The following is a 24,488-nucleotide window of genomic DNA, read 5'->3' on the forward strand; positions in this document are numbered from 1 at the left end:
GGGCCGCTTTCAGTCTTTGTGCTGATGCATGTCGTTATCCCAAAACCGGAGCCACTTTTGGGCGACAACTATCGCACCCGGGCCGTTCGGCAAGATCGTGATCCGCACGAGCTGACCTCGCCGTCCGATCACTGCTGCTGCTTCAGCACGCCGATGATTGCCTTGCCGTCGGTGAAATAGGGGTCGCCGCCGCCATTGCGGCGGGTCCTGGTGGCGCCGATGCCCGCCATGTCGCTGGTCGATGCCAGCAGGCCGGCCGCGTTGAGGTCGCCGATCAGGAAGTCGCGTTCGGCGTCGATGTCGGGAGCGATGTGATGGGTGATGGCACCAGTGTCGTGGCTGAGGCCGACGCCGCGATCGAAGCTGGCGGCACCCAGCCAGAGCGGACGGCCGTCGTCGCCGACCGTATCGGTCTGCCAGAAACGCACGTGATGGCGCCGGTCGGCGCTGTCGCCCACCGGCTTTTCGAAAGCGAGATCCTGGGCGCGGCCCTCGAACAGCAGGCGGCTCATCGGCGCATCGGGATAGGGGCGGGAAAACAACACACTTTCGCCGATGTCGATTGCGGTTCTCAAAGTGACCGAGTCGGCTGTATCCCAACCGGCAATGGCGAAGGCATGGACCACTTCCCTCTCGGTGCCGACAAGGCCGACATTGATCGGGTCGCCTGGAATGCCTTGCGGCGTGTGCGTCACCATTTCGAAGCGCTGGTCGCGGAAGCCGCGCTCGCGGAACGTCCAGAATTCCGGCGCCGCGACATAGGCGAGCACGACCCAGGCGGCCAAGAAGGCCGCCATCCCAATCGCAACACGTCGCCCAATACTTCGCTGGCTCATCCGCCGTCGCCCGACCACTCCAGCGTCACTCTACGCGGAGTCGCGGGCCGCTGGCAGAAGGTCCATGTGCGCTGATGCTACCGGCAGGCGCGATAGCCGTTCCTGCGGTTCTTGATGTCGAAATGGAAATGGTTGCGGTGGTCGTAATTGTAGCCGGGTCCCAGCACGGTGGTGAAATACTGGCAGCCATCGGCGCGCACATTGTTGAGGAAGCCGCGCGTGCGGAAGGCGAACAGGCCGGGCTTGCGCACGTCGATGTCGTCGCCGTTGTTGAGTTCGATGCTCATCACGTCGAGCGCATTGCCCTTGCCGTGCTCGGACAAAACACCTTCGCCGGCGATGTTGCGGCAGGAATAGCTCGAGCCCTGGTGGATGGTCTTGACGCCGGAGAAGTAGCGCCAGCGGGCGGAGGGAACGAGTTCGTTCTTCGTCCAGGCGGCAAAGGTGGCGGCCATGTCGCAGGTCAGCGTCGCTGCGGGCTTCATCTCGACACCGCCGACGGCCGTGACCTTTACCGGATAGTCGATGCCGCACTGGCCTTCATGGATCGGCGCCAGGTCGGTATAGGCGACGTCGAGGCGCTTCAGCTGCTGGCGGCAATCGACTTCGCTGGCCGGTATCTGCTCGACCGGCGACATCGGCTCATCCATGCGCGGATAGGCGGCCTGCGTCATGTAGGGATTGGAGGGAACAAGCCGCTGCATGCCGGTATATTGCGGCACGGCCGCGGTTTGCGCGCCGACATCGACCGCCGGCTGCAGCGACAGCACGCTGCCGGTGTTGCAGGCCGAAACCGCCGCGAGGGTAAGGCCGGCAGCCAGCAGCGTCGCGGGTTTCGATCGGCGCGCGGTGGCGAAAAACACGGCGCGAATTTTGCCGGCCATTGGCGGAATCCTGTCCCCGAACCTGATCCCGATCAGGTTCTACCTTTTGCCTGGTCATGATCCCTTCCGAAAACCGGTTGCCACTTTTCGGGATCATGGCCGGATATCCGGCATTTTAACGATCAAGGGTAAAGGAAAACTCAGCGCCCGCGTTCACGCCTGCGGCGAAAATGCGGCGGGGATCCTTGAGGGCCTACTGGCAGAACGTGCCGCCATGCCTGCGCGGCTCGAGATCGAGGTGGAAGTGCAGCCCGTGGTCGGCGTCGGCGCCCGGTCCGAGCACGGTCTTGAATGGACCGCAGGCGGCCTTGCGCACCGCGTTGAGGAATTTGGCATCCTTCTCGGGTGGCGTCGGGCCGACCTCGATCTTCCTGCCGTCGGACAAGGTGAAGCTGGCGATGTCGAGTGCATTGCCGAAGGCGTGCTCGGACAGTTTCCCGGTGCCGTGGCGCGGACGGCAGACGAAGGCGGATGCCTGGCCGATGGATTTGAGGTCGGCGCCGAATTCGGCTTTCGCCGCCGGCTGGACGATTTCGGCGGCAAACCGCGCCGCCGCTTCGGCCATCGGGCAGTTGAGCTCGGTGCCGGGGGCGATGGCGATCGACTTGCCAAGGCTCTTCAGCACCACGGGGTAGGGGATCGAGCAGCCGATTTCGGGATTGCTTTCCGCACTGTGCTCCTCGAATTCGACGCCGAGCGCCTTCAGCCGATCGCGGCAGGCGACTTCCTCGGCGGGCATCTTTTCTCCGGGCCGGTCGGCCGAGCGTGGGTCGGGAATCATCTGCTGGTCGCCGGCATCCGCCGGTTTTTCAGGCGGCTGTGGCGCAACCGCCGGGGGCTGAACCTCTGGTTCCGTAGTGTCGGGCCTTTGTGTCGGGATCGGCACCTCGGCTGGCGGCTCCGGCTCGCTTTCCGTTTCGGTTGACGGCTCTCGGGACGAAGGTTCGGGGGGCTCGGGATGTGCCTGCTTTGCCTGACGAGACTTTTCCTCATTGAGCTGGTTGGAGGCGTCCGGGCCCCCTGGACCTTCCGTCTTTTGCTCTTCCGCCGGTGCGGCGTCGCCCTTTGGCGCATCCGTGGGACGCGGCTCCGGCACTGGAACCTCTGCGGGCGAGGTCTGCTGCTCCGGCGTTTCTTGTGGCGTCTGCTTTGGCTGCTGCTTGCCCCGCGCTCTCACGCGCTGCTTGACCCTCGGCCTTCGCGGCTGGTCCAGACGCTGCGTCGACGACTGATCCATCCGAGGGGATAGCGGCTGGAAATGCCTGTGACGATGTCTGGCGTCGGCCGGTGTCGCCAGCAGGACCGCAGCCGCCAGAAGCAGCGCCAAGGTGCAAAGTCGGGAAAAGCTTAGCGTTGCCATCGCTCCGAAACGGAGCCGGCGTGCTGAAAGTTGCCTCGACGAACGCTTTGCGCCGATCACAATCGGTTACCGCGGCGTTACGCGCCGATCGCTTCGAGGCCTTCCTCCAGCCAGTCGGCGAGCAGCGGCATGCCAAGCAGGTACTTGGCCGTGCGCTTGTTGGCGCGTTCGCGCGCCGCCGTCACGGCGTCCACCCATTCCGAGGCGTCATAGTCGCCACGGCCGACCCAGGCGAGCGCGACCAGTTCGGCGGCTTCATCGACATTGAGGTCGTTGATCAGCTCGCGCAGTTCCTCTTCGGTCAGGTTTTCCGAACTTTCCTCGGCCAGGCCGTCATGGTGATGATTGTCGTGCGTGTCGCCGTCGAACTCGATCTCGTGTTCGGCACCGTCGGCATAGTCCTCGTTGACGGCGGCGCTCAACGCCTTGGCCTTGAGGATGAAGAGGCGCACGGTATCGGGCCCGATCGTAAGATCCCAGTCCTTTTCAAGCCGCCGCTGCACGGGCCGTCTCCGTCAGTCGTTTGCCTGGATGATAGCGGATTTCCGGCCTCCGTCACCTGATGTTCTCCACGTGATTTTTTCCGGGATGAAACGCGGGACGCTTGGCGTTAGTGTTGCATTCTCACCCCTCAAGGAGGCTTTGATGCACAAAAGAATGCTGATCCAGACCGCGACTGCCCTTGTCGCGCTGCAGTTCTTCGCTGTCCCGGTATTCGCGGCGGGCAGTAGTGGTGGCAGCGACCAGACTGTCACCCAGTGCAAGAAGGGAGAGGTCTGGGACAAGAAGAAGAAAAAGTGTGTCGCCCCTCAGGAAGGCATGCTGGACGACGACAGCATCTATGATGCAGGCCATGCGCTGGCGATGGCCGGGCGCTATGACGAGGCGATCTCGGTGCTCACCCTTGCCGCCAACAAGCAGGATCCGCGCATCCTCAACTATCTCGGCTATTCGCACCGCCATTCCGGCCGTGTGACTGTCGGTCTCGGCTATTACGAGGAAGCGCTGCGCATCGACCCGAACTACACGCTGGTGCGCGAATATCTCGGCGAGGCGCATCTGCAGATAGGCGATCTCGCCGGCGCCCAGCAGCAGCTGATGGAAATCGAGAAGCGCACCGGCAAGGGCTCGCGCGAATACGGCATGCTGTCCGAGCAGATCGAGCATTTCATGCGGAGCTGATCAAGGCTCCCAGGCTTATCAAAGCGGCCGCGAGCGATCACGGCCGTTTTTGTTGCCGCCCGCCTCACCAGCCACCTCCTCTGGTGAAAGCGGGGATGATTTTTGCAAAACCGATTTTTGGGCGTGAAAAACCCGCGAAGATTGCTATATTGGGGGAAATTGCGGTGAAACGGTTCCGTTAGCCCGAGGCTGCCGGACCGTTTTCTTTTTGTACCCAACGACAAGGCTTCCCCCGAAACGCGGGGGTGGCGGCAGGAAAGGTCAGGCATCATGAACAAGGTCCCGATGACAGGCGAGGGGTTCGCGTCATTGAAGGAAGAACTGCGTTGGCGCCAGCAGGAAGAGCGGCCGCGCATCATCGAGGCGATCTCCGAGGCGCGCTCGCATGGCGACCTGTCCGAAAATGCCGAATACCACGCCGCCAAGGAGGCGCAGAGCCTGAATGAGGGCCGCGTCAACGAGCTCGAGGACCTGATCGCGCGCGCCGAGGTGATCGACGTCACCAAGCTCAGCGGCGACAAGGTCAAGTTCGGCGCCACCGTCGTGCTGGTCGACGAGGACACCGAGGAAAAGAAGACCTACCAGATCGTCGGCGACCAGGAAGCCGACGTGAAGTCCGGCCGCATCTCGATCTCCTCGCCGATCGCGCGGGCATTGATCGGCAAGGAAGTCGGCGACGCCATCGAGGTCAATGCGCCCGGCGGCGCACGGGGGTATGAGATCGTCCAGGTGCAGTTTATTTAGGGCCTTTTGATAATTCTACTCTGAAAAGGCCCTAAGCCGGCGCCTGCAATTTAAGATTTAGCAGCCTCCCGGCTTCCGCCACCACCTCCACGGGCGTCAGACGTCCACCAGGCGCGGCCAGCAGTGTCGACGCAAATTGCCCACGCGGACCCGTCAAACCCGGCTCCGTCGCCAAAAACACAGCAACCGTCGGCAGGCCGAAGGCGCTGGCGAGGTGGGTCAGGCCGGTGTCGGCGCCGATGACCAGCGTCGAGCGGCCGAGGATGGCGGCGATGTCGGCCAGCGGCGATTTTGGCACCACGACCGTGGACGGCACCGTCCTGGCGATGGCTTCGGCAACGGACTTCTCACGTTCGTTCGACCAGGTGGTGACCGGCATCATGCCGCGCTCGACCAGCAGGCGGGCGGTCCCGATCCAGTCCTCGACAGGCCATTTCTTGTCCTCGCGGCTGGTGCCGTGCAACAGGAAGGCGGTTTTTCCGGTGATGCCGGCGAGAGCGCCGGGTGGCGGCACGATGCCTGAAGCGAGCGTCGACAGATCGGGCTGATAGCCAAGCGCCAGCCCGAACAGCCGTCGCGTCCGCTCGATGGCGTGCAGGTTGCGCGGCACGCCGTAGGTGACGTCGTAGAACAGGGTCGCCGAGGGTTCGCGTGCGCTCGACCGGTCGAAGCCGGCGATCGGTGCGCGCGCCTGCCGCGCCACCAGGGCCGATTTCAGCAGGCCCTGTGCGTCGATGACCAGATCGTAGCGGCATTCACGCAAGGTTCGGCGCAGCGCGGCCGCCTCGCGCCAGGTGCTGTCGCTGAAAAGCGCCTTGCGCCAGCGCCGGATGGCCACGGTATGGATCCTGCCGACCGCTGGGTGCAGGGCGACGATGCCGGCAAACGCCTCCTCGACGCACCAGTCGAAGGAAACGTCGGGCCGCTGCAGGCTGGCATCCTCGACGGCCGGAAAGGTGTGGATGACATCACCCATGGACGATGTCTTGACGATGAGGACCTTCATGCCGCGGCCGGGAATTCCAGCAGCCGCTCTGCTGCCGCCGCGACTTGGCCGACTTCCAATGTCTTCAGGCAGTTGAGATGGCCGAGCGGGCAGATTTTCTGGTGGCAGGGCGAGCAGGAGAGGTGCAGCCAGACCAGCTCGCGCCGTTCCGCCAGCGGCGGCGTGTTTTCGGGCGAGGTCGAGCCGTAGACGGCGACGATCGGCGTGCCGACGCCCGCAGCGACATGCATCAGCCCGCTGTCGTTGGACACAGCCAGCCTTGCCGCGGCGATCAGGTCGATGGCGTCCTCCAGACGTGTCTGGCCGGCGAGGTCGACGACGCCGGGGGCAAGGGCAGCGATCTCGGCGGTGACGTCACGGTCGTTCTTCGAACCGAACAGGGCGACCTTCAGGCCCTTGTCCATGAACTCGCGGGCAAGGCCGGCATAGCTTTCGCTCGGCCAGCGCTTGGCCGGGCCGAATTCGGCGCCAGGCATCAGGGCGACGAATTCCTGCCGCGCCAGCCCGAAACGGTCGAGCAAGACAGCTTGGTTGCCGGCATCCACGGTCAGATGGGGCGCGCGAAAACTGCCGCCCCTGGCGAGACTGAAATAGGCTTGCGCGGTGCGCCGTTTCACGGCGTCCGGCAGCGGCACGATGTCGGTCAGCAATCCATAGCGCATCTCGCGCAGATGGCCGACACGGCGCGGAATGCGGGCAAAGAACGGGATCAGCGCCGATTTCCAGCTGCCTGGCAGGACATAGGCCATGTCGTAACGGCCGCGCAGCAGGCGGCCGAAGCGGCGGCGATGGGTGAATTCGAGCGCGCCGGGCTTCAGCGGGAAATCGATCTGCTGGCGGATCTCGGGCATGCGCTTGACCAGCGGTGCCGCCCAGGCCGGCGCCAGCACATCGATCGCGGCGTTGGGATGGAGCTCCTTCAGCGCCGAGAACAGGCACTGCGCCATCACCATGTCGCCCACCCAGCGTGGACCGATCACGAGGATCGTTGGGCTTTCAGCCATTCGACATAGTCTCTGACACCGGTTTCCACTGTCCGGAACTGGCCGTTGTAACCGGCTGCGCGCAAACGGGACATATCAGCTTGCGTGAAGCTCTGGTAGCTGCCCTTGAGGTGGTCGGGGAAGGGGATGAACTCGATCTCGCCCTTGCCCAGCGTATCGATGACGGTTTCGGCGATGGCGCGGAACGGTTGGGCGCGGCCGGTGCCGCAGTTGAAGATGCCGCTGGAACCGCGCTTCCACAGCCACAGATTGACGTCGGCGACATCGCCGACATGGATGAAGTCGCGGCTCTGTTCGCCGGGGCCGAAGCCGTCATAGGCGCCGAACAGTTTCGGATTCTCGCCGCGCTCGACCTGGTTGAACAGATGGAAGGCGACCGAGGCCATGGCGCCCTTGTGCGCCTCGCGCGGGCCATAGACGTTGAAATAGCGCAGGCCGGCGACCTGCGAATGGTCGGTGTCGAAGACGGTGCGCCTGACATAGTCGTCGAACAGCTTCTTCGAATAGGCGTAGACGTTGAGCGGCCGCTCGAGCGCCGGCTCCTCGCGAAACTCGGAACCGCCACCGTAGACGGAAGCCGAGGAGGCGTAGAGGAAGGGCACGCGCAGTGCCTGGCAGGCATGCAGCAGCCGCTTCGAATAAGCAAAATTCACCTCCATCATGAACTTGCCGTCCCACTCGGTGGTGGTCGAGCAGGCACCCTGGTGGAACACGGCCTCGACACGACCGAGCGACCCGTGCTCGATGCGCGGCAGGAATTCATCCTTGTCGAGATAGTCGGCTATTTTCAAATCGGCGAGATTGGCGATCTTGTGGCCGTCGGTGAGATCGTCGACGACGAGAATGTCGTCATGGCCCTCGGCATTGAGCGCGGCGACGATGTTGGAGCCGATCATGCCGGCGCCGCCCGTGACGATGATCATGAAGGCCTCTGGTTGCTTGCGATTCCGGTCCTTATAAGGGAGGCCAGCCGGGCTGTCGACAAAGCAGGCGGTCGGGCAGCGTCTCAGTTTGAAATTTCGGCGGCTGACATTTTGTAGAGGCCGCGCTTCATGACGCCGACGGCGTTGCCGATCACATCGGCGGGCGCTACTGGCCTCTAGGTCCGGTTGACAATTAGGCTTGTTCTCCAGGCGGTCGATATTTAATCGATGATGCCTTTTGCAGCGCTGCAAGCGTGTCCTCCACGGTCAGGAGGACAGTCGTCTGTATGGAACTCAGCGCTCCGCCCGAGCCGATCGCGAGCGCCGTGGCCGCCATCGACACGTTGTCCGGAGCCTCCCACAAATTATAGCCGTCGTGCTCACCAAAGGCATACCAGAAGCCATGCAACTTTCCGCCAACCGATTCTATGTACTGCTTCGCCGCCTCTCGGCGGTCCTCTGGGTTCTTGATGAGCTTAGCCCATGTGGCCGGCGTGTAGCTGAACCGGGTTAGGTATAGTGGCATAGCCTTATCCTCCCTGCTTCCCGGTAAGCATATAGGAGTTCGCCGGCTGGCGCGACAGCGGCGTCAAGGCCGCCGGATTTCAAGCTGAGACACTACCGGCAGTCGCACCGTCTTGTGCTTTCAAACTTGTCTATTTTGTCTATTACGGGCGGAACGGAGTGTCTGATGAAACACTATCCATCCACCGATCTGAAACAGAATCTCGGCGATGTGCTCGCGGCGGCCAGCCAGGAACCCGTGTCTATCACTCGCCACAACAAGCCGAGATATGTCCTGATGAGCATCGAGGCTTACGAGGCTCGCTTCGCCAACGACAGCCGCCGCACTTACGCGGCGGAGGATGCACCATCGGAACATGTCGAGATGCTCGAGGAGTACGCCTACGCAGCCGGGCCGTGATCGCGTAGCCGGTGGCGTTCCGGAAATTGAACGCCGCCGCGCCGGCCTTGACCCTATCCCCCTTTGGGTCATAGTCGACGAGTACAACCACGATATTCTGGAATCGTCGGCCTATTTCGAACCGGGTGCGCGCATCGGCGCCTTCAGTCCGTCATTCCACAAAAAAGTCATGTCGGCTTTCATTGCGGCTGTTCGCGCAGGCCAATCCAAAGCCACCCCACGGGCAGACTGAACGGCCTGCAATGGGCAGGGCAGGATCATAAGGGACAGAAAATGCCGTCGACCGAACTGCTCATTGCGTTCTTCGCCACCACGGCGATCTTCGCCTATATCCCCGGTCCGGCCATGCTTTATGCGGCGGCGCAGACGATGGCGCGCGGGCGCTGGTCGGGACTGACGGCGGCACTGGGCATCCATCTCGGCGGCTATGTCCATGTCTTTGCGGCCGCCGCCGGCCTGTCGGTGCTGTTCCATGCCGTGCCGCCGCTCTATATGGCGGTCAAGCTGATCGGCGCGCTCTACCTGATCTGGCTCGGCATCTCGCTGTTTCGCAAGCGCGTGGAAGGCGATGTGGCGCTGCCCGCCATCGAGCGGAAATCGGCCCGCCGCGCCTTTTTCGAAAGCATCACCGTCGAGGTGCTCAATCCGAAAACCGCGATCTTCTTCATGGCGTTCCTGCCGCAGTTCATCGATGCCTCCGCGGCCCTCCCGGTGTGGCTGCAATTCGTGGTGCTGGGCACCATCGTCAACCTGATGTTCTCCTCGGCCGACATCGTCTGCGTGTTCCTGGCCGGCCTCGTCATCGGCCGGCTGCGGCGTTCGAGCCGGGCGCAGCGGCTGATGCAGCGGGCCGGCGGGGCCGTGCTGGTCGGGCTCGGCGTCCACGTTGCCCTGCAGAAGAGCTGACGCGGCGCCGCCGTTGCGCCGGTTCGAATTGCGGTATATCGGCAGGCATGAACGACCGCCAGCCGACACCCCATATGTTTCAGCGACTGTTTTTCCCCGCGCGTTGCCAATGACATGATCAAGCACAATCCGCCTTCTCCCGAACCCTTGCACCGCGCCATTGCCCGCTTTGGCGGCGTCACCGTGCTGGTGGTCGGCGACCTTATACTCGACCGCTTCGTCAACGGCGTCATCGAGCGGATTTCGCCCGAGGCGCCGATCCCTGTGCTGCATGGGCGCGGCGAGACCTCAGCCATGGGCGGCGCCGGCAATGTCGTGGCCAACATCGTCTCGCTTGGCGCGCGGGCCATCCCGGTTTCGGTGATCGGCACGGACACCGCCGGCGACAACCTGGTGCGGATGCTCGGCGAGCTTGGCGCCGAGACGGCGGGGCTTTCACAGCAGCGCGGCCGCATGACGTCGTCGAAGAGCCGCTTCAGCGCGCTCAACCAGCAGGTGCTGCGCTTCGACGAGGAAGAGATCAAGCCACTGGACGACGCGGAGCGGGCAGGGCTGATCCGGCATTTCCGCGCGGCACTGGCGGGGGCCGATATCGTCATCCTGTCCGATTACGGCAAGGGCATCCTGCTCGACGGCGTCGCCGCCGAACTCATCGCCATCTGCCGCGAGGCGGGCAAGCCGGTGCTGGTCGATCCGAAGGGCCGCGACTATGCGCGCTATGCCGGCGCGACCGCCATCACCCCCAACCGCAAGGAGCTTGGCGAGGCGGTCGGCCACGCGGTGTTCGCCGATGACGAGATCGTGGCTGCGGCGCGCGAACTGATTTCGGCGCATGGTTTCGACTTCGTCGTCGCCACGCGCAGTGAAAAGGGCATGAGCGTCGTCGGCCCGGTCGAGGCGCGCCATATCGCCACCCAGGCGCGCGAAGTGTTCGATGTCTCGGGCGCCGGCGACACGGTGATCGCGACGTTCGCGCTGGCGCTTGCATCGGGAGCCGATCCCGTCGCGGCGGCCTCGATCGCCAATGCCGCCGGCGGCGTCGTGGTCGGAAAACGCGGCACCGCGCGGCTGACGGTCGAGGAGCTGACCGGGGCGCTGTTTCGCTCGCACGGACCGACCGCCCACAAGGATGCCATCCTCGATGCCGCATCGGCCGCGCGCATGGTGGCGGCCTGGAAGGAAGAGGGCCTGAGCGTCGGCTTCACCAATGGCTGCTTCGATATTCTGCATGCCGGCCATGTCAGCCTGCTGCACGCGGCGCGCAGCCAGTGCGACCGGCTGGTGCTCGGCCTCAACAGCGATGCTTCGGTGCGGCGACTGAAAGGGCCGGGCCGTCCGGTCAACGACCAGCACGACCGCGCCTGCGTGCTCGCGGCCCTTGCCTCGGTCGATGCCGTCGTTGTGTTCGAGGAAGATACGCCGCTGGCGTTGATCGAGGCGCTGCTGCCCGACATCCTGGTCAAGGGCGCGGACTATACGATCGACACCGTGGTCGGCGCCGACGTGGTGCAGAAGGCCGGCGGGCGCGTCGTGCTGGTCGATCTCGTCGCCGGCAAGAGCACCACCGGCACCATCGGCAAATTACGCGCCGGCCCTACAAGCTGAGGTTTTGATGTCTGAACTGAACAACTATCTGGTCCGCTCGGCGGCCGCGATCACGGCGATGGTCGAGCGTGACCTGACCGGCGAGATGGAGCGGGCGGCGAGCGCCGTGGTGACGGCGCTTTCATCGGGCAAGGCCTTGCTGATCGCCGGCAATGGCGGTTCGGCGAGCGACGCCATCCACATAGCCGGCGAATTGGTCGGCCGCTTCCTCAAGGAGCGCAAGGCCTACAATGTCATCGCGCTGCCGGCCAATGCAGCGGTGCTGACGGCCTGGGGCAATGATTACGGCTTCGACACGGTGTTCTCGCGCCAGGTCGAGGCGCATGGCACGGCCGGAGGCGTGCTTCTGGCGATCTCGACCAGCGGCAATTCGCCGAGCATCCTGGCCGCCGCCGAACAGGCGCGGATGATGGACATGACGGTGATCGGCCTGACCGGCGACACCGGCGGCAAACTCAAGCGGCTGTGCGACATCCTGCTCAACGTGCCTTCGACCTCGACGCCGATCATCCAGCAGGGGCATCTGTGCCTCTACCATCATCTCTGCGAAGTGGTCGAAGCGCGTCTCGGCAATGGCTGACAGGACGGCGACGCCACATCCGCTGACCGAGCCGGGCGTGTGGATCGAGCGGATCGGAAACCGGATTTTCCCGCCGCACCTGCCGGCGCTGTTCCTCGACCGCGACGGCACCATCAACGTCGATACCGATTATCCCAGCGACCCGGCCGAGATCGAGCTCAGGCCGCGGATGCTGCCGGCGATCGCGGCCGCCAACCGGGCGGGAATCCCGGTTGTCGTGGTCACCAACCAGTCCGGCATCGCTCGCGGCTATTTCGGCTGGAGCGCCTTTGCGGCGGTGAATGGCCGCGTGCTCGAGTTGTTGGGCGAGGAGGGCGTGTTCGTCGACATGGTGCTTGCCTGCGCCTACCACGAGGCCGGCGTCGGACCACTCGCCATCCCCGATCATCCGATGCGCAAGCCCAATCCGGGCATGCTGGTCGAGGCGGGCAGACGCCTTGCTCTCGATCTCCAGCGATCGCTGATCGTCGGCGACAAGCTTGCCGACATGCAGGCGGGAAAGCGCGCCGGTCTGGCACAGGGCTGGCTGGTCGACGGCGAGGCCGCGGTCCAGCCCGGCTTCGCCATCCGGCCCCTGCGGGGCAGCAGCGACCTTGGTGAACTGCTCGCCGCCATTGAAGCGCTCGGCCGGGACAACCGTTCCTGATCCCGGCCTGACGGCTCACGCAGGAGTGTTGGGTCCCGAGGCTTCGTAGAGTTTCGCCTCGGTGGCGAAGGAATAGATCATCACCGACATCGAGTAGACGAAGCCGTGCCGGCCGCACAGGAAATAGCGCTTGGCCAGGTAGAATTTCAGGAAGTTGCCGAACGGCGACAGCACCAGTCGCACCAGGCCGGGCTTCTTGCCCTTTTCGACCAGCGTGATGGCCTTGAGGCTGGAATAGGCGTTGGCCCGGGCGAGATCTTCCTCGACCGATATTTCACGGCGATGCAGCAGGACACCCTCTTCGATCGTGCCGGTCACGGCCGGCACCTGGAAGGCTTCGTGCACCCGCGCGGTGAGATCGATGGTGGCGCCTTCGCGGCGGAAAAGCCGCATCAGCCTGTTGTGCAGCACCCAACGATGGGCATAGCCATAGCCCTTCAGCCAATCGCGGCGACGGATATACCAGCCGCGGATCTTGTCGTCGGCGGCCTGCGTGATGGCCACGATCGACTGCCGCAACTGGTCGTCGACGCGCTCGTCCGGGTCGATCGAAAGGCACCAGGGCTGGGTCGCGTGGTCGAGCGAGAATTGCCGCTGACGGGGGAAACCCGGCCAGTCATTGTGCAGCAGCTTTATCGGGTAGCCCTTGGCGATATAGCTTTTCACGCATTCGATGGTGCCATCCGTCGAACCGGAATCGACGATGATGATCTCGGAGCAGAAGTCGATGCTTTCCAGGCACGGGCCGATCATATCGGCCTCGTTCACGCAGATGATAAGCGCCGAGACCGGGCTTGCAAATCGAGTCATGGTCCCCTCCCATGGCGGGCCGCCCCCAGAGCAACGCTGCTTTCGCCATCTGTACCCAAGCAAATCCGCGCGGAAAACCGTTACACACTTTTCCTGGAATCGCTTGAGAAACCAATCAGCGGTCAGCCAAGCGACGAAGTCCGGCAGAGCCGTCCAGCCTTGTACATCAGCGTCTGTCGAATACCAACGCGGCGCCGGTGTGGCGAAGGCCAGGAATTCGCCAGCGCACAGGCGCTCGCCTCAGGAGCGTTCGAAGGAAACCAGGCCCTCATCCTTGACCCGGCGTATGGTGAGAGCGGTGCGCACCGTGTCGACATTCGGCGTCGAGGTCAGCTCCTCGATGACGAAGGTCTGGAAGGCGCCGAGGTCGCTTGCCACGCAGTGCAGCAGGAAATCGGATTCGCCCGAGACCATCCAGGCATCGCGCACGATCGGCCAGCCGCGCGTGCGCTCGGCAAAGGTGCGCAGTTCGGCATCGGCCTGGTGATGCAGGCCGACCAGGCAGAAGGCGACGACATCGAGGCCGAGCGCCGGGGCATTGAGCAGCGCGCGGTAGCCGCGGATGATGCCGGCCTCCTCCAGCCGCTTGACCCGGCGCAGGCAGGGCGGGGCCGAAATGCCGACGCGGTTCGACAGCTCGACATTGGTCATGCGCCCATCCGCCTGCAGCTCGCGCAGGATCTTCCAGTCGATGGCGTCGAGGTCGGCTTTCAGGGGCATGGCGGTCTCTGCTCGGCGCAAGAATCTTTCGCGATTTTGTAATTAAACGACTTTTGTGTTGGCGCCAGCCCTCATCAACGCGATTTTTGAACGGTAACGAAAGCGGCGACGGCGCGAATAACCGCTTGGGCCGAAGCTTTCCGGGGACGACGGCCCGTTCGTCTTGCTGGCGTGATTGGCAACCCTTACATTAAGCACGAATTCCACGTCTTTTTCCAAGGCACTGTCCGCCCGCAGAGGTTTTAGATGACCACCAAGCACGCGCCCGTTCTCATCATCGGTTCCGGCCCCGCCGGCTATACGGCGGCGGTCTATGCCGCGCGCGCCATGCTGAAGCCGATGCTGGTCGCCGGCCTGCAGCAAGGCGGCCAGCTGATGATCACCACCGATGTCGAAAACTATCCCGGCTTCGCCGATCCCATCCAGGGACCGTGGCTGATGGAACAGATGCTGAAGCAGGCAGAGCATGTCGGCACCGACATCATCAACGACATCATCACCGAGGTCGACCTCAACGTGCGGCCGTTTCGCGCCAAGGGCGATTCCGGCACCACCTACACCGCCGACGCGCTGATCATCGCAACTGGTGCGCAGGCCAAGTGGCTGGGCATTCCGACCGAGCAGGATTTCATGGGCTTTGGTGTCTCGGCCTGCGCCACCTGTGACGGCTTCTTCTATCGCGGCAAGGATGTCGCGGTGGTCGGCGGCGGCAATTCGGCGGTGGAGGAGGCGCTCTATCTGTCGAACCTCGCCAAGAGCGTCACGGTCATCCATCGGCGCAGCGACTTCCGCGCCGAGCGCATCCTGCGCGAGCGGCTGCTGCAGAAGGGCAATGTCCGCGTCATCTGGGACACGGTGGTCGACGAGATCACCGGCCGCCCCGGCAAGGCGCCGCTGCCACCGTCAGTCGAAGGGCTGAAGCTCAAGCATGCGGTGACCGGTGTCGAAAGCCACCTCAAGGTCGACGGTGTGTTCGTGGCGATCGGCCATGCGCCGGCGGTAGAGCTGTTCGCCGGCAAGCTGAAGCAGAAGCCGAACGGTTACTTGTGGACGGCGCCGAATTCGACCCGCACCGACGTGCCCGGCGTGTTCGCGGCCGGCGACGTGACCGACGATGTCTACCGCCAGGCGGTGACGGCGGCTGGGCTCGGCTGCATGGCGGCACTCGAAGCGGAAAAGTATCTCGCCGGCATCGAGGTGCATCGCGAAGCGGCCGAATAGCGGCCGCTTTAAACTGTTAAAAAAACGGCTTAGAAACGCCGTGTAAAAGCCTGATTTTTCATTCAGACGCCAAACAGAACGAGGGGAATCATGGCGTTGGACTGGGACAAGCTACGCGTGTTTCACGCTGCGGCGGAAGCGGGGTCGTTTACGCACGCGGCCGAGACATTGCACCTGTCGCAATCGGCGATCTCGCGGCAGGTCAGTGCGCTCGAGCACGATGTCGGCGTGCCGCTGTTCAACCGACATGCGCGCGGCCTGGTGTTGACCGAACAGGGCGAGATGCTGTTCCGCACGGCGCATGACGTGCTGATGAAGCTCGAGACCATCAAGTCGCGCCTGACCGAGACCAAGGACCGGCCCTCCGGCGTGCTTCGCGTGACGACAACCGTTGGCCTCGGCGCCGGCTGGCTGACCGAGCGGGTGCAGGAGTTCATCGAGCTTTATCCGGAAATCAGCCTGCAGCTGATCCTCGCCAATGAGGAGCTCGACCTCACCATGCGCCAGGCCGATTGCGCCATCCGGCTGCGCCAGCCGCAGCAGCCGGACCTGATCCAGCGCCGCCTGTTCACCGTGCATTTCCACCTCTATGCGGCACCCTCCTATGTCGCCAAGCATGGCAAGCCGGCCTCGGTCGCGGAGCTCAGGAACCATCGCATCGTCACCTTCGGCCTGCCGGTGCCGTCGCATCTGTCGGAGTTGAACTGGCTGGAGACGGTCGGCGATTTCGAGGGCGGCCAACGTGTGCCGTCGTTGCAGATCAACGACATCTTGTCGATCAAGCGCGCCGTGCAGGGCGGCGCAGGCATCGCCATGCTGCCCGACTATGTGATCAGCAAGGACTCCGGCCTGGTGCAGCTTTTGCCGGAAACCGAGGTGCCGTCCTTCGACACCTATTTCGCCTATCCCGACGCGATGAAGAACCAGGCCAAGCTGCACGTGTTCCGCGATTTCATTATCGCCAAGGCCAGAAGCTGGTCATTTTGAGGGCATGTCGGCATTCAGGTGAGGCCGGCCTGCGAATGGCAGCTTCCTGTGCTTCCGGCGCTCATACCCAAAAAGTACGCTCCCGCTCCGGTTCTCGGACGCCACCATTCTCGACCCGGCCTGACCTGAATCTCAACATGCCCTGGCGGCGCTGCTCACTGCTGGCTCACCCGCGCCAGGGCGTCAGGCGCGGCAGCCAGCCGGGGACGTTGCGGCGGTAGGTTTCATAGTCGGCGCCGTAGCGGCGGGCGAGCGTCGGCTCCTCGTAGAATTTGACGAAGGAGCCCATGACAACAGCGCCGATGACGGCATAGGCGACAAGCGTCCAGCTCGAGAACAGCAGCGCCTGGCCGAGGATGATCGACAGCACGGCGACATACATGGGGTTGCGGACATGGCGGTAGATGCCGCCGATCACGAGCTTCTCCGTCGGCGCGACCGGAGCCGGCGTGCCCAGCCCCTCGAGCGCGAAGCGGGCGAAAGCATGCAGCAGAACAGCGGCCGCGGCGACGATGAGGACGCCGCCGGCAGGAACAAAGCCCGGCACGGTGGACCACGGCAGGCGATAATGATCGCTGAGCAGCCAGGGAACCAGCCCGGCGACCACGCCGGGTGCCGCGATGAAGAAGGCCGTGCTGCCGGCGATCGCCGAAAACGTACGCATTGGCTGCTTTCTCTCCGATTGCCTCAGAAATGAACGTCTGCTGCCTGCTTCGACATCATTGCGTAGTTTTGGTGGTTTGGGGCGAAACCGGTCGCGATTCACCCTTCTGTAGTGACGATTGCGTGGTTGAGCGCCCATTTTTGACGATTCTGCTGGTCCTATTGGCTCCTGGAATGGGTTGGACCACAGCCTATGTCTTTTTGCATGCGTGTGTTGCAAAATAGATGCTTGTTTCTTGGGCATGTTGAGCACATATATAGATCATCTCCTGGGCGCGTTCTCCTCCCATTAGCGCCCTCGAGTGTTCCCCTCTGGAGGTTAGCCTTAACAGGCACTTCCAATCAAACTCAGCCGGATCTTCACTGATCCGGCTTTTTTGTTGCCCGGACCCTACCGGGATGGCTGGGAATTTCACGGGAATTGCCGCGTAACAGTGTCATGTAACCTCTGGTAACATGACAATGATGCCTTCCGCTGCTATGAAGAGGCTAGGACGCGGTGTGGTTCGGACGGGAGATGGGGGCATCACTCGTACGGCCCGGGCTCAGGCGGCTACCGCGTCCGAACCCTTTTCCGCCGAAAGCGGCGACTGTACATGCGGCGGACCTGCCGTTTCCCCTCCCGAGAAAACGGTCCGCAAACAAAACGACGTCCGGCTCCCCGGGCGTCGTTTTTGGTATTTATCCCCTCGAACAAGGGTTCGAGGGGATGGCGTCTAAATCAGGATCAGGCAGCCTTGCCGTTGGTATTCATCGCGTCGTCGGCGAGACGGCCGGTGAGTTCGGCCATATGGTCGAAGACGGCGCGATAGCTGGCGACGCCCGCGGTCGCCGAGCGCAGTTCGATGATCAGGTCGCCGATCTCGGCCTGCGGCATGGTCGCCTCGACGACATCCCATCCCGGCCATCCCGGCCGCGCGTCATAGCCGAGGATCTGGCCGCGCCGCTGCGGGATCAGCGCGATGATCTTCGACGTCGCGTCGGACGGGGTGACGATCTCGACCTTCATCACCGGCTCCAGCAGCACCGGCGAGCAGGCGGCCATGCCTTCCTTCATCGCGAGCTTCGCTGCCATCTGGAAGGCCATGTCGGAGGAATCCACCGCATGGTAGGAGCCGTCCGACAGGTTGACGGCGACGTCGACGACGGGGAAGCCCAGCGGACCGTTCTTCAGGTAGTCGCGTATGCCTGTCTCGACCGACTGGATGTAGGTCTTCGGCACGACGCCGCCGGTGATGGTGTCGGTGAACTGGAAGCCTGAGCCGCGCGGCAGCGGCTTGATCTCGATCACCACATCGCCGAACTGGCCATGGCCGCCCGACTGCTTCTTGTGGCGGCCGCGCTGCTGCGCCGATTTGCGGATCGTCTCGCGGTAGGGCACCGCCGGCGCGTGGCCTTCGACGGGGATCTGGTTCTTGCCCTCCAGCCGCTCGCGCACGACGCGCAGATGCATTTCGCCATGGCCTGACAGCACCGTCTCGGCCGAGTCCTGGTTGTGGCGCAGGCTGAGCGAGGGATCTTCCTCGGCCAGCCGCTGGATGGCGGCCGACATCTTGACCTCGTCCTTGCGTTCCTTCGGCCGCAGCGCGAAGGCGAAGACCGGCTGTGGCGGCTCGAACGTGAACAGCTGTTTGGTGCCGCCCTTGGCCGAGGTCAGCGTCTGGCCGGTCTTGACGTCGTCCAGCTTGCCCAGCGCCACCGTGTCGCCGGCCTTGGCGGCGGTGAGCTTGAACTGATCCTTGCCGAGCATCTTGTAGATGCCGGAAACCTTGGCGGTGTCGCCGCCGGGCAGCCACAGCTCGGAGCCGTCGGCGACCTGGCCGGACAGGATGCGCGACACCGACAGCTTGCCGCCATGCGGCGTGTGGATGGTCTTCATCACCTGGACCACGGTGGCACCGCCGTCCGAGGCCCCAAGCCGCTTGCGGGTAGCCTCGATGTCGGGTGCATCGTGGCGGATCGCCTTCAAGAGGCGCAGCACGCCGTTGCCCTTTTCGGCGGTGCCGATCAGCACCGGCGTCACCACGCCTTCGCGCAGATCGGCGGCGAGGTCGTCGAAGATCGCGTCCTTCGGCGGCTCGATCTCCTCGAGCAACTGTTCCATCAACTGGTCGTCGTGGTCGGCCAGGGTTTCCAGCATGGAGAAGCGCGCCTCCAATTCGCGCGCCTTGTCGTCGCCCGGTATCTGAGCCACCTCGCTTTCGGCATATTCGCGGTAGATGTAGGCGCGCTCCAGCGCCAGATCGATCGAGCCGATGACGACGCCGTCCTTGCGCAGCGGAATCTGGCGCAGCAGCAGCGGCACCGAGCTTGCCGGCTGCAGCATCTTCAGCGTGTCGCGCACGCCTGAAATCGCCTTGTCGACCTTGTTGAGGAACAGGATGCGCGGCACGCCGAGATCGTCGAGCTTGCGGATGATGAGCTGCAGGGCAGGGATCTTCTTTTCGTCGGCCTCGGCAACGACCACCGCGAGGTCGCAGGCGGCCAGCACCGGCTCGGCCTCGAAGGAGAATTCGATCGAGCCGGGACAATCGACGAAGGTGATCTGCTCGCCCATGAATTCGGTGGTGGCGATCGTCGCCTCGACGCTCATGGCGTGGGCGCGCGCCTCCGGCGAATGATCCGAGACGGTGCTGCCTGATGAAACGGGATTTTGTCGGGGGATGGCGCCCGTGCGGGCCAATATGGCTTCGAGAAGTGTCGTCTTACCGCTTGCAAAGGGACCGACTATGGCAATGCATTTCGGTCCCGTGCGTCGTCCTCCGGCGCGAGTACCCATGGCTGACCTCCACTCAGGCGTTTCCCTAGGGACCGACTGGCATGCATGGTTCGGGCGTGGTCAGTCGGTCCTGAGCGGCGGCCGGCCTGTTCGACCGTCGCGGGCGGGGTTCTTTTCCTGTTGCCACCTGCCCTGAAGCATCGTCCCACTTGTTTGCCGGCAGGGCAAGGAAAATAGAAATCCGCTGCCGTGTGGTGGTCTCAGGCGCTCAGCGCCAGGGGTTCGGCATCGATGGCGCGCAAGGGCGCCACCTTGTCGCGCGGCGCCGGCCTGCCGAAGAAGTAGCCCTGGAAACGGCTGCAGCCGGCGGCCTTGGCCAGCGCGAACTCTTCCTGGGTCTCCACGCCTTCCGCCACGATGGTGACGTCCTGGATGCGCGCGATCTGCGCCAGCGCCGAAACGAAGATTTGCGCCACCTGATCATGGGCGAGGCTGCGGATGTAGGAGCGGTCGATCTTGATGCTGTCGATGGGCAGGGTTTTCAGATAGTTGAAGCCGCAATGGCCGGTGCCGAAATCGTCGAGCGCAATGTGAAAGCCGAGGCCGCGCAACGCTTCGAGGCGCCGCAGGATTTCGGGCGTGGCGGCGGTCGCCACGGTCTCGGTGATCTCGATGATGAACTGCGTCGCCGAGCGACCGGTTTCCTTCAGCACGCGGTCGCACATGGTGACGATCTCGTCGCGCTTCAGCTGCTCGCCCGAAACATTGATGGAGATGCGGCGCCCGGGGAAATGGCCGACATCGGCGCAAGCCCGCTTGAATACCCATTCGCCGAGCATGTCGATCAGGGTCGAGCGTTCGGCGATGGGGATGAACTCGGCCGGCGAGATCAGCCCGCGAACTGGGTGGCGCCAGCGGATCAGGCCTTCGAGAGCGTAGGCGGACCCATCCGGATTGACGATCGGCTGGTAGTGCAGTTCGAGTTCGCCCAGATAGACCGCCGCGCGCAACTCGCGCTCGACCAGGCGCCGGTAGCGCTTGTCGGACAGCATCTCCTCGTCGAACACCGTGACGCGGCCACGGCCGGTCGCCTTGCTTTCGTAGAGCGCCAGGTCGGCAACCAGCATCAGTTCCGCCGTGTTGGAGGCATGGGCCGGCGCCAGCGCCACGCCGACCGAGATGGAGAGCGGGATGGTCTTGCCTTCATGCGATTTGCCGGCCCGCATCGTAGCGAGCAATTGTCTGATGTCCTTGTTGATGGCGGCGAGGTCGCCATGCGGAATGATGACGCCGAATTCGTCGCCGCCCAACCGTCCGACCATGCCGCCGGCAAAGACGCGTTCCGACGTCTTGACCAGGTGCACCAGAGCCAGGTCGCCGAACTGGTGCCCGAACGTGTCGTTGAGCTGCTTGAAGTGATCGACATCGATCAACAGCAAAGTCGCCTCGCGCCGGTCGCGCATGGTGCCCAGGCTGTCGCGCAGCGCTTCGAGGAAGTAGCGCCTCGTCATCGCCCCGGTCATGGCGTCCCTGGTCAGGAAATGATGTTTTTCTGCTTCCGCCGCCGCCGCCGAGCGCAAGCTATGGACGACGCTGCGGCGCATGTACATCAACGCCAGCAAGGCAAGGCCGGTGGCCAGGCTCGAGACGGCGAAGGCGCTGACCGAGGGCAGGTTGCGCGAAATGTCGAAAGCGCCGAGTGCGGCCGCGCCGATGCTGAGCACAAGCAGGGCCTGGATGCCGCGATAGATCCGGCCGCTATGGTCCTTGATCGTCGCCAGTATGCTCATCCGCCGGCCCCCGCAATGCAGGCTCACGGCTAGTGGCAAGCCGTTAAAAAGACATTGAATTCGCCATTGTTTCGTCCGGTGCCGTCATGCGCGAAAGGTTCATGGTTAAGGAGAGAAAACCGCTTCTTCCGCCAGCCAGCCGAAACAGCCGGTTGCGCCTCGGGCGATATCGGCCGACAATGCGTTTGCCTCGACCAGCAGCGGCGTTTGCCGCCGGTCGCTTCACCACCAGTTTCGGGATCAGACGATGAAGATCATTGCTTGCGGCAGCGTGTCGACCATCATAGCGCCGGAAAAATACTTCACCGGCCGGGTCCTGCAGACGCCGATCATCGAGGCGGAGGCGCCGGCGCGACTGAGAGCGACACTGGTCAGCTTCGAACCGGGAGCGCGCACCCACTGGCACACACATCCGCTCGGCCAGACGCTCTACGTCACCTCGGGCGCCGGGCTTGCCCAGACCTGGGGTGGGCCGGTCCAGGAGATCAGGGCAGGCGACGTGATCTGGTTCGCGCCGGACGAAAAGCACTGGCATGGCGCCGGGCCGAAGGCGGCGATGACGCATATCGCCATGCAGGAAGCGCGCGACGGCGTCCATGCCGATTGGCTGGAAGCGGTTTCCGGCGAGCAATATGGCAGCTGAGGCCTGACCATCCGCGGACAGCAGCCTATTCGGGCCGCACCATCCTGAGGAACAGCGCGGAAAGGTTTGCCGCGAGCTCGCTGCCGTCGCGCACGCCGCGTTCGATGGCATGATCGACCGCGCCGTGCAGCCCGTTGAACAGGACGATCGCGGCGAGATCCGGCTGCTCGACCGACCAGGTGCCGGCTTTCGTCCCCGCCGCCAGCAGGGCGGAGAGATCGCCTAGCAACGGATTGTCGCCTTTCGTCTGGCGCTGGTCGGGGCGATGGTCGTGGAAGACGACGTCGTGCAGCTGATGGTCGTCGAGATAGGCCTCGATGCCGGCGCTGACGAAACTCTTCAGGCGCCCGGTCAAGTCATCGGTCGGGCAGGCCTCGATGGCACTCAGGATGCGGGCGCGAAATCCCGCCACGAACCGCTCGCGCAGGGCGGCAACGACGTCCTCCTTGGACATGAAGTAGAGATAGAAGGTGCCTTTGGCGACTTCGGCCCGCGTGGCGATCTCGTCGATCGTCGTGGTGCCGACGCCCTTGACAACGAACAGCGACGTGGCGGCCCGCAAGATATCGTCGCGGCGCACCTCGGCCGGCTTGGTGCGTGGCTTCAGTGCTTTCCTGGCGTTGACAGGCATCGGGTTCGGCTCGCCGTTCGGGTCTTTCCGCAGCACTGGCTTATCGATTTCCATTACCCTGCTTCTAACACTTGAGACAAGCTTTTTATAATGATTCCAAAGTGACTTATCTATATTGACTGACCGTCGGTCAGTGGCATAGATGGCTGCACTTTTCATGTTGGGATGAACCATGCCGAAGAACCGCCTGCCGCTCGTCGCCGCCATCTATCTCGGCACGTTTGTCGCTTTGCTCGACGTCAGCATCGTCAATGTCGCGCTGCCGACCATCCAGCAGGCGCTGCACACCGATTTCGGCGGCATGCAATGGGTGGTCGATGCCTACACGCTGTGCCTGTCGGCCTTCATGCTGTCGTCGGGGCTGATCGGCGACCGCTATGGCCGCAAGCGCTCATGGCTGGCCGGCGTCGGCATCTTCGTTGCCGGTTCGCTGATCTGTGCCGTCGCGCCCAATTTGCCGGCGCTGCTCGCCGGCCGGGTGGTGCAAGGCATCGCCGGTTCGCTGCTCATTCCAGGCGCGCTGTCGATCCTGACGCAGGCCTTCCCCGATCCGCGCCAGCGGGCCGGCGTCATCGACGGCTGGGCCTCGTTCGCCGCCGTTTCTCTGGTCGTCGGACCGGTCCTGGGCGGCATTCTGGTGCAGACGGTCGGCTGGCAGAGCATCTTTCTGATCAATTTGCCGCTCGGCCTCTTCACCATCGCGCTGGGGGCTGTGTCGATCGAGGAAACGGCGCATCCCGAACATGCCCATCTCGACCTTGTCGGCCTGGCGCTCTCGATCCTGTGGCTCGGCGCGCTCACCTTCGGCCTGATCTCGGCCGGCGAGAGCGGCTGGGGCGATGCCTGGACCATCACGGCCATCATTGCCGGCGTCGTTGGCCTGGCGGTCTTCCTTGGCTTCGAGGCGCGCACGCCACGGCCCATGCTGCCGCTAGCCCTGTTCCGCGACGTGCGCTTTGCCGTCGCCAACGTCGCCTCGTTCGCGCTCGGCTTCACCTCCTATAGCTGCGTTTTCTTCTTCTCGATGTTCCTGCAGCGGGTGCAGGGCTGGTCGCCCACGCAGACCGGCCTGCGCATGGCGCCGGCCTTCCTTATCCAGATCGTCGTGTCGCCCTGGATTGGCCGGCTGAGCGCCCGCTATGGGCATTCGCTCTTGATGACGGCGGGCTATGTGCTGATCGGGCTTTCGATGCTCGGCATGTGCTGGGCCGGGCCGTCGACGCCATACGCGGTGCTCTGCGCCCTGTTCATCATCAACGGTCTCGGCAATTCGCTGGCGATCCCGACCGGCAGTGCCGCCGCCATGTCCTACGCGCCGCGCGAGCGCTCCGGCATGGTGTCGGCCGTCATCAACGCCACCCGCCAGGGCGGGCTGGCCATCGGCATCGCGCTGCTTGGCGCGCTGATGAGCATGCGGGCGACGAGCCTCTTGACCGGATATCTCCGCGATGCCGGTGTCGGCAATGCCGAAGCGGTGGCGCGTGCCGCAATATCACGGCATGATTTCGCGACCGACGCGGCAATCGGCGAGGGTGGCGTGCATCGGCTGTTCGCCACCGCCTATGCCGGCGGCTTCCACGCAGCCATGCTGACGGCGGCGATTGCCGCGTTCCTCACCGCCGCTCTGCTGATCATGATCCTGGCGCCGGCCGAGGCGCGCTCGGCCAGGCAAGCAAAGCAGCAGGCGTAAGGTGCCCGACCTC

General features: G+C 64.1%; 25 protein-coding genes. 11 read left to right on the forward strand and 14 right to left on the reverse strand.

From position 1 onward, the window contains the following. Positions 1–128 precede the first annotated feature (128 nt). The 4 genes from FJ546_RS09340 to FJ546_RS09355 all read right to left on the reverse strand — a co-directional run bounded on the left by FJ546_RS09340 (position 129) and on the right by FJ546_RS09355 (position 3,583). Positions 129–836: an LssY C-terminal domain-containing protein gene (locus FJ546_RS09340; RefSeq protein ID WP_140889060.1), complete on the reverse strand. Its 708-nt coding sequence runs from the start codon at positions 834–836 to the stop codon at positions 129–131. Between the two features lie 77 nt (positions 837–913). Beyond that, positions 914–1,720: an extensin family protein gene (locus tag FJ546_RS09345; protein WP_140889061.1), complete on the reverse strand. Its 807-nt coding sequence runs from the start codon at positions 1,718–1,720 to the stop codon at positions 914–916. 193 nt (positions 1,721–1,913) lie between these two features. Beyond that, positions 1,914–2,957, reverse strand: coding sequence for an extensin family protein (locus tag FJ546_RS09350; protein ID WP_140889274.1), 1,044 nt, complete (start codon positions 2,955–2,957; stop codon positions 1,914–1,916). Between the two features lie 200 nt (positions 2,958–3,157). Continuing rightward, entirely contained in the window at positions 3,158–3,583 is a 426-nt protein-coding gene (locus FJ546_RS09355) for a DUF3775 domain-containing protein (RefSeq protein WP_140889062.1), read from the reverse strand. Between the two features lie 142 nt (positions 3,584–3,725). Here FJ546_RS09355 and FJ546_RS09360 point away from each other — a divergent pair, with 142 nt between their 5' ends. After that, a complete protein-coding gene (locus tag FJ546_RS09360) occupies positions 3,726–4,262 on the forward strand; it encodes a tetratricopeptide repeat protein (protein WP_140889063.1) in 537 nt (178 codons plus the stop codon). A 270-nt stretch (positions 4,263–4,532) separates the two neighbouring features. Further along, complete coding sequence (gene greA / locus FJ546_RS09365) at positions 4,533–5,006, forward strand: transcription elongation factor GreA (protein ID WP_008877613.1); 474 nt, start codon at positions 4,533–4,535, stop codon at positions 5,004–5,006. Between the two features lie 31 nt (positions 5,007–5,037). Here the strand turns inward: greA and waaC are convergent, their stop codons facing one another. The 4 genes from waaC to FJ546_RS09385 form a co-directional block, all read right to left on the reverse strand. Continuing rightward, positions 5,038–6,012, reverse strand: a complete 975-nt coding sequence (gene waaC / locus FJ546_RS09370) for a lipopolysaccharide heptosyltransferase I (protein ID WP_140889064.1) — start codon at positions 6,010–6,012, stop codon at positions 5,038–5,040. Next, the gene (waaF, locus tag FJ546_RS09375; protein ID WP_140889065.1) at positions 6,009–7,016 is read right to left on the reverse strand and encodes a lipopolysaccharide heptosyltransferase II; all 1,008 of its coding nucleotides are present in this window, start codon (positions 7,014–7,016) and stop codon (positions 6,009–6,011) included. The genes waaC and waaF overlap by 4 nt, the downstream gene beginning before the upstream one ends. Then, positions 6,989–7,939, reverse strand: a complete 951-nt coding sequence (rfaD, locus tag FJ546_RS09380; protein ID WP_140889066.1) for an ADP-glyceromanno-heptose 6-epimerase — start codon at positions 7,937–7,939, stop codon at positions 6,989–6,991. The genes waaF and rfaD overlap by 28 nt, the downstream gene beginning before the upstream one ends. A 193-nt stretch (positions 7,940–8,132) precedes the next feature. Beyond that, positions 8,133–8,465, reverse strand: a complete 333-nt coding sequence (locus tag FJ546_RS09385; protein ID WP_140646725.1) for a GYD domain-containing protein — start codon at positions 8,463–8,465, stop codon at positions 8,133–8,135. Between the two features lie 165 nt (positions 8,466–8,630). On the opposite strand from FJ546_RS09385, the gene FJ546_RS09390 reads away from it, so the two are divergent. From FJ546_RS09390 to gmhB, 5 genes are all read left to right on the forward strand, one after another. After that, positions 8,631–8,864, forward strand: coding sequence for a type II toxin-antitoxin system Phd/YefM family antitoxin (locus FJ546_RS09390; RefSeq protein WP_140889067.1), 234 nt, complete (start codon positions 8,631–8,633; stop codon positions 8,862–8,864). Between the two features lie 273 nt (positions 8,865–9,137). Then, a complete protein-coding gene (locus FJ546_RS09400) occupies positions 9,138–9,770 on the forward strand; it encodes a LysE family translocator (protein WP_140889068.1) in 633 nt (210 codons plus the stop codon). A 114-nt stretch (positions 9,771–9,884) separates the two neighbouring features. Beyond that, on the forward strand, positions 9,885–11,375 hold the full coding sequence (rfaE1, locus tag FJ546_RS09405; protein ID WP_140889069.1) for a D-glycero-beta-D-manno-heptose-7-phosphate kinase: 1,491 nt from the start codon (positions 9,885–9,887) through the stop codon (positions 11,373–11,375). Positions 11,376–11,382: 7 nt separating this feature from the next. Next, the gene (locus tag FJ546_RS09410; protein ID WP_140889070.1) at positions 11,383–11,955 is read left to right on the forward strand and encodes an SIS domain-containing protein; all 573 of its coding nucleotides are present in this window, start codon (positions 11,383–11,385) and stop codon (positions 11,953–11,955) included. Beyond that, positions 11,948–12,601 (forward strand): D-glycero-beta-D-manno-heptose 1,7-bisphosphate 7-phosphatase, encoded by a 654-nt coding sequence (gene gmhB, locus FJ546_RS09415; protein WP_140889071.1) that lies wholly within the window; start codon positions 11,948–11,950, stop codon positions 12,599–12,601. Before FJ546_RS09410 ends, gmhB begins: the two co-directional genes overlap by 8 nt. A gap of 15 nt (positions 12,602–12,616) precedes the next feature. On the opposite strand, the gene FJ546_RS09420 is transcribed toward gmhB, so the two are convergent. Both FJ546_RS09420 and FJ546_RS09425 read right to left on the reverse strand, forming a co-directional pair. Further along, complete coding sequence (locus FJ546_RS09420; protein ID WP_140889072.1) at positions 12,617–13,411, reverse strand: glycosyltransferase family 2 protein; 795 nt, start codon at positions 13,409–13,411, stop codon at positions 12,617–12,619. A 240-nt stretch (positions 13,412–13,651) separates the two neighbouring features. After that, positions 13,652–14,131, reverse strand: coding sequence for an Lrp/AsnC family transcriptional regulator (locus FJ546_RS09425; RefSeq protein ID WP_032931360.1), 480 nt, complete (start codon positions 14,129–14,131; stop codon positions 13,652–13,654). 246 nt (positions 14,132–14,377) lie between these two features. On the opposite strand from FJ546_RS09425, the gene trxB reads away from it, so the two are divergent. Next, positions 14,378–15,352 (forward strand): thioredoxin-disulfide reductase, encoded by a 975-nt coding sequence (gene trxB / locus FJ546_RS09430; protein WP_140889073.1) that lies wholly within the window; start codon positions 14,378–14,380, stop codon positions 15,350–15,352. A gap of 90 nt (positions 15,353–15,442) precedes the next feature. After that, on the forward strand, positions 15,443–16,339 hold the full coding sequence (locus FJ546_RS09435) for a LysR family transcriptional regulator (RefSeq protein WP_027044146.1): 897 nt from the start codon (positions 15,443–15,445) through the stop codon (positions 16,337–16,339). A 166-nt stretch (positions 16,340–16,505) separates the two neighbouring features. Here FJ546_RS09435 and FJ546_RS09440 read toward each other — a convergent pair whose 3' ends face one another. The 3 genes from FJ546_RS09440 to FJ546_RS09450 all read right to left on the reverse strand — a co-directional run bounded on the left by FJ546_RS09440 (position 16,506) and on the right by FJ546_RS09450 (position 21,511). Then, positions 16,506–17,003 carry an isoprenylcysteine carboxylmethyltransferase family protein gene (locus tag FJ546_RS09440; RefSeq protein ID WP_140889074.1) on the reverse strand — a complete coding sequence of 166 codons (498 nt, stop codon included), beginning with the start codon at positions 17,001–17,003 and terminating at the stop codon, positions 16,506–16,508. Between the two features lie 726 nt (positions 17,004–17,729). Further along, the gene (locus FJ546_RS09445; RefSeq protein WP_140889075.1) at positions 17,730–19,781 is read right to left on the reverse strand and encodes an elongation factor G; all 2,052 of its coding nucleotides are present in this window, start codon (positions 19,779–19,781) and stop codon (positions 17,730–17,732) included. 200 nt (positions 19,782–19,981) lie between these two features. Beyond that, positions 19,982–21,511, reverse strand: coding sequence for an EAL domain-containing protein (locus FJ546_RS09450; protein WP_140889076.1), 1,530 nt, complete (start codon positions 21,509–21,511; stop codon positions 19,982–19,984). 247 nt (positions 21,512–21,758) lie between these two features. On the opposite strand from FJ546_RS09450, the gene FJ546_RS09455 reads away from it, so the two are divergent. Next, the gene (locus FJ546_RS09455; protein ID WP_140889077.1) at positions 21,759–22,154 is read left to right on the forward strand and encodes a cupin domain-containing protein; all 396 of its coding nucleotides are present in this window, start codon (positions 21,759–21,761) and stop codon (positions 22,152–22,154) included. Positions 22,155–22,179: 25 nt separating this feature from the next. Here FJ546_RS09455 and FJ546_RS09460 read toward each other — a convergent pair whose 3' ends face one another. Continuing rightward, positions 22,180–22,839 (reverse strand): TetR/AcrR family transcriptional regulator, encoded by a 660-nt coding sequence (locus FJ546_RS09460; RefSeq protein WP_140889078.1) that lies wholly within the window; start codon positions 22,837–22,839, stop codon positions 22,180–22,182. A gap of 118 nt (positions 22,840–22,957) precedes the next feature. Between FJ546_RS09460 and FJ546_RS09465 the strand changes: the two genes are divergently transcribed. Beyond that, positions 22,958–24,475, forward strand: coding sequence for an MFS transporter (locus FJ546_RS09465; protein ID WP_140889079.1), 1,518 nt, complete (start codon positions 22,958–22,960; stop codon positions 24,473–24,475). The last annotated feature ends 13 nt before the right edge of the window (positions 24,476–24,488 follow it).

It is taken from the genome of Mesorhizobium sp. B2-4-19 (assembly GCF_006441315.1).
Taxonomy (GTDB): Bacteria; Pseudomonadota; Alphaproteobacteria; order Rhizobiales; family Rhizobiaceae; genus Mesorhizobium.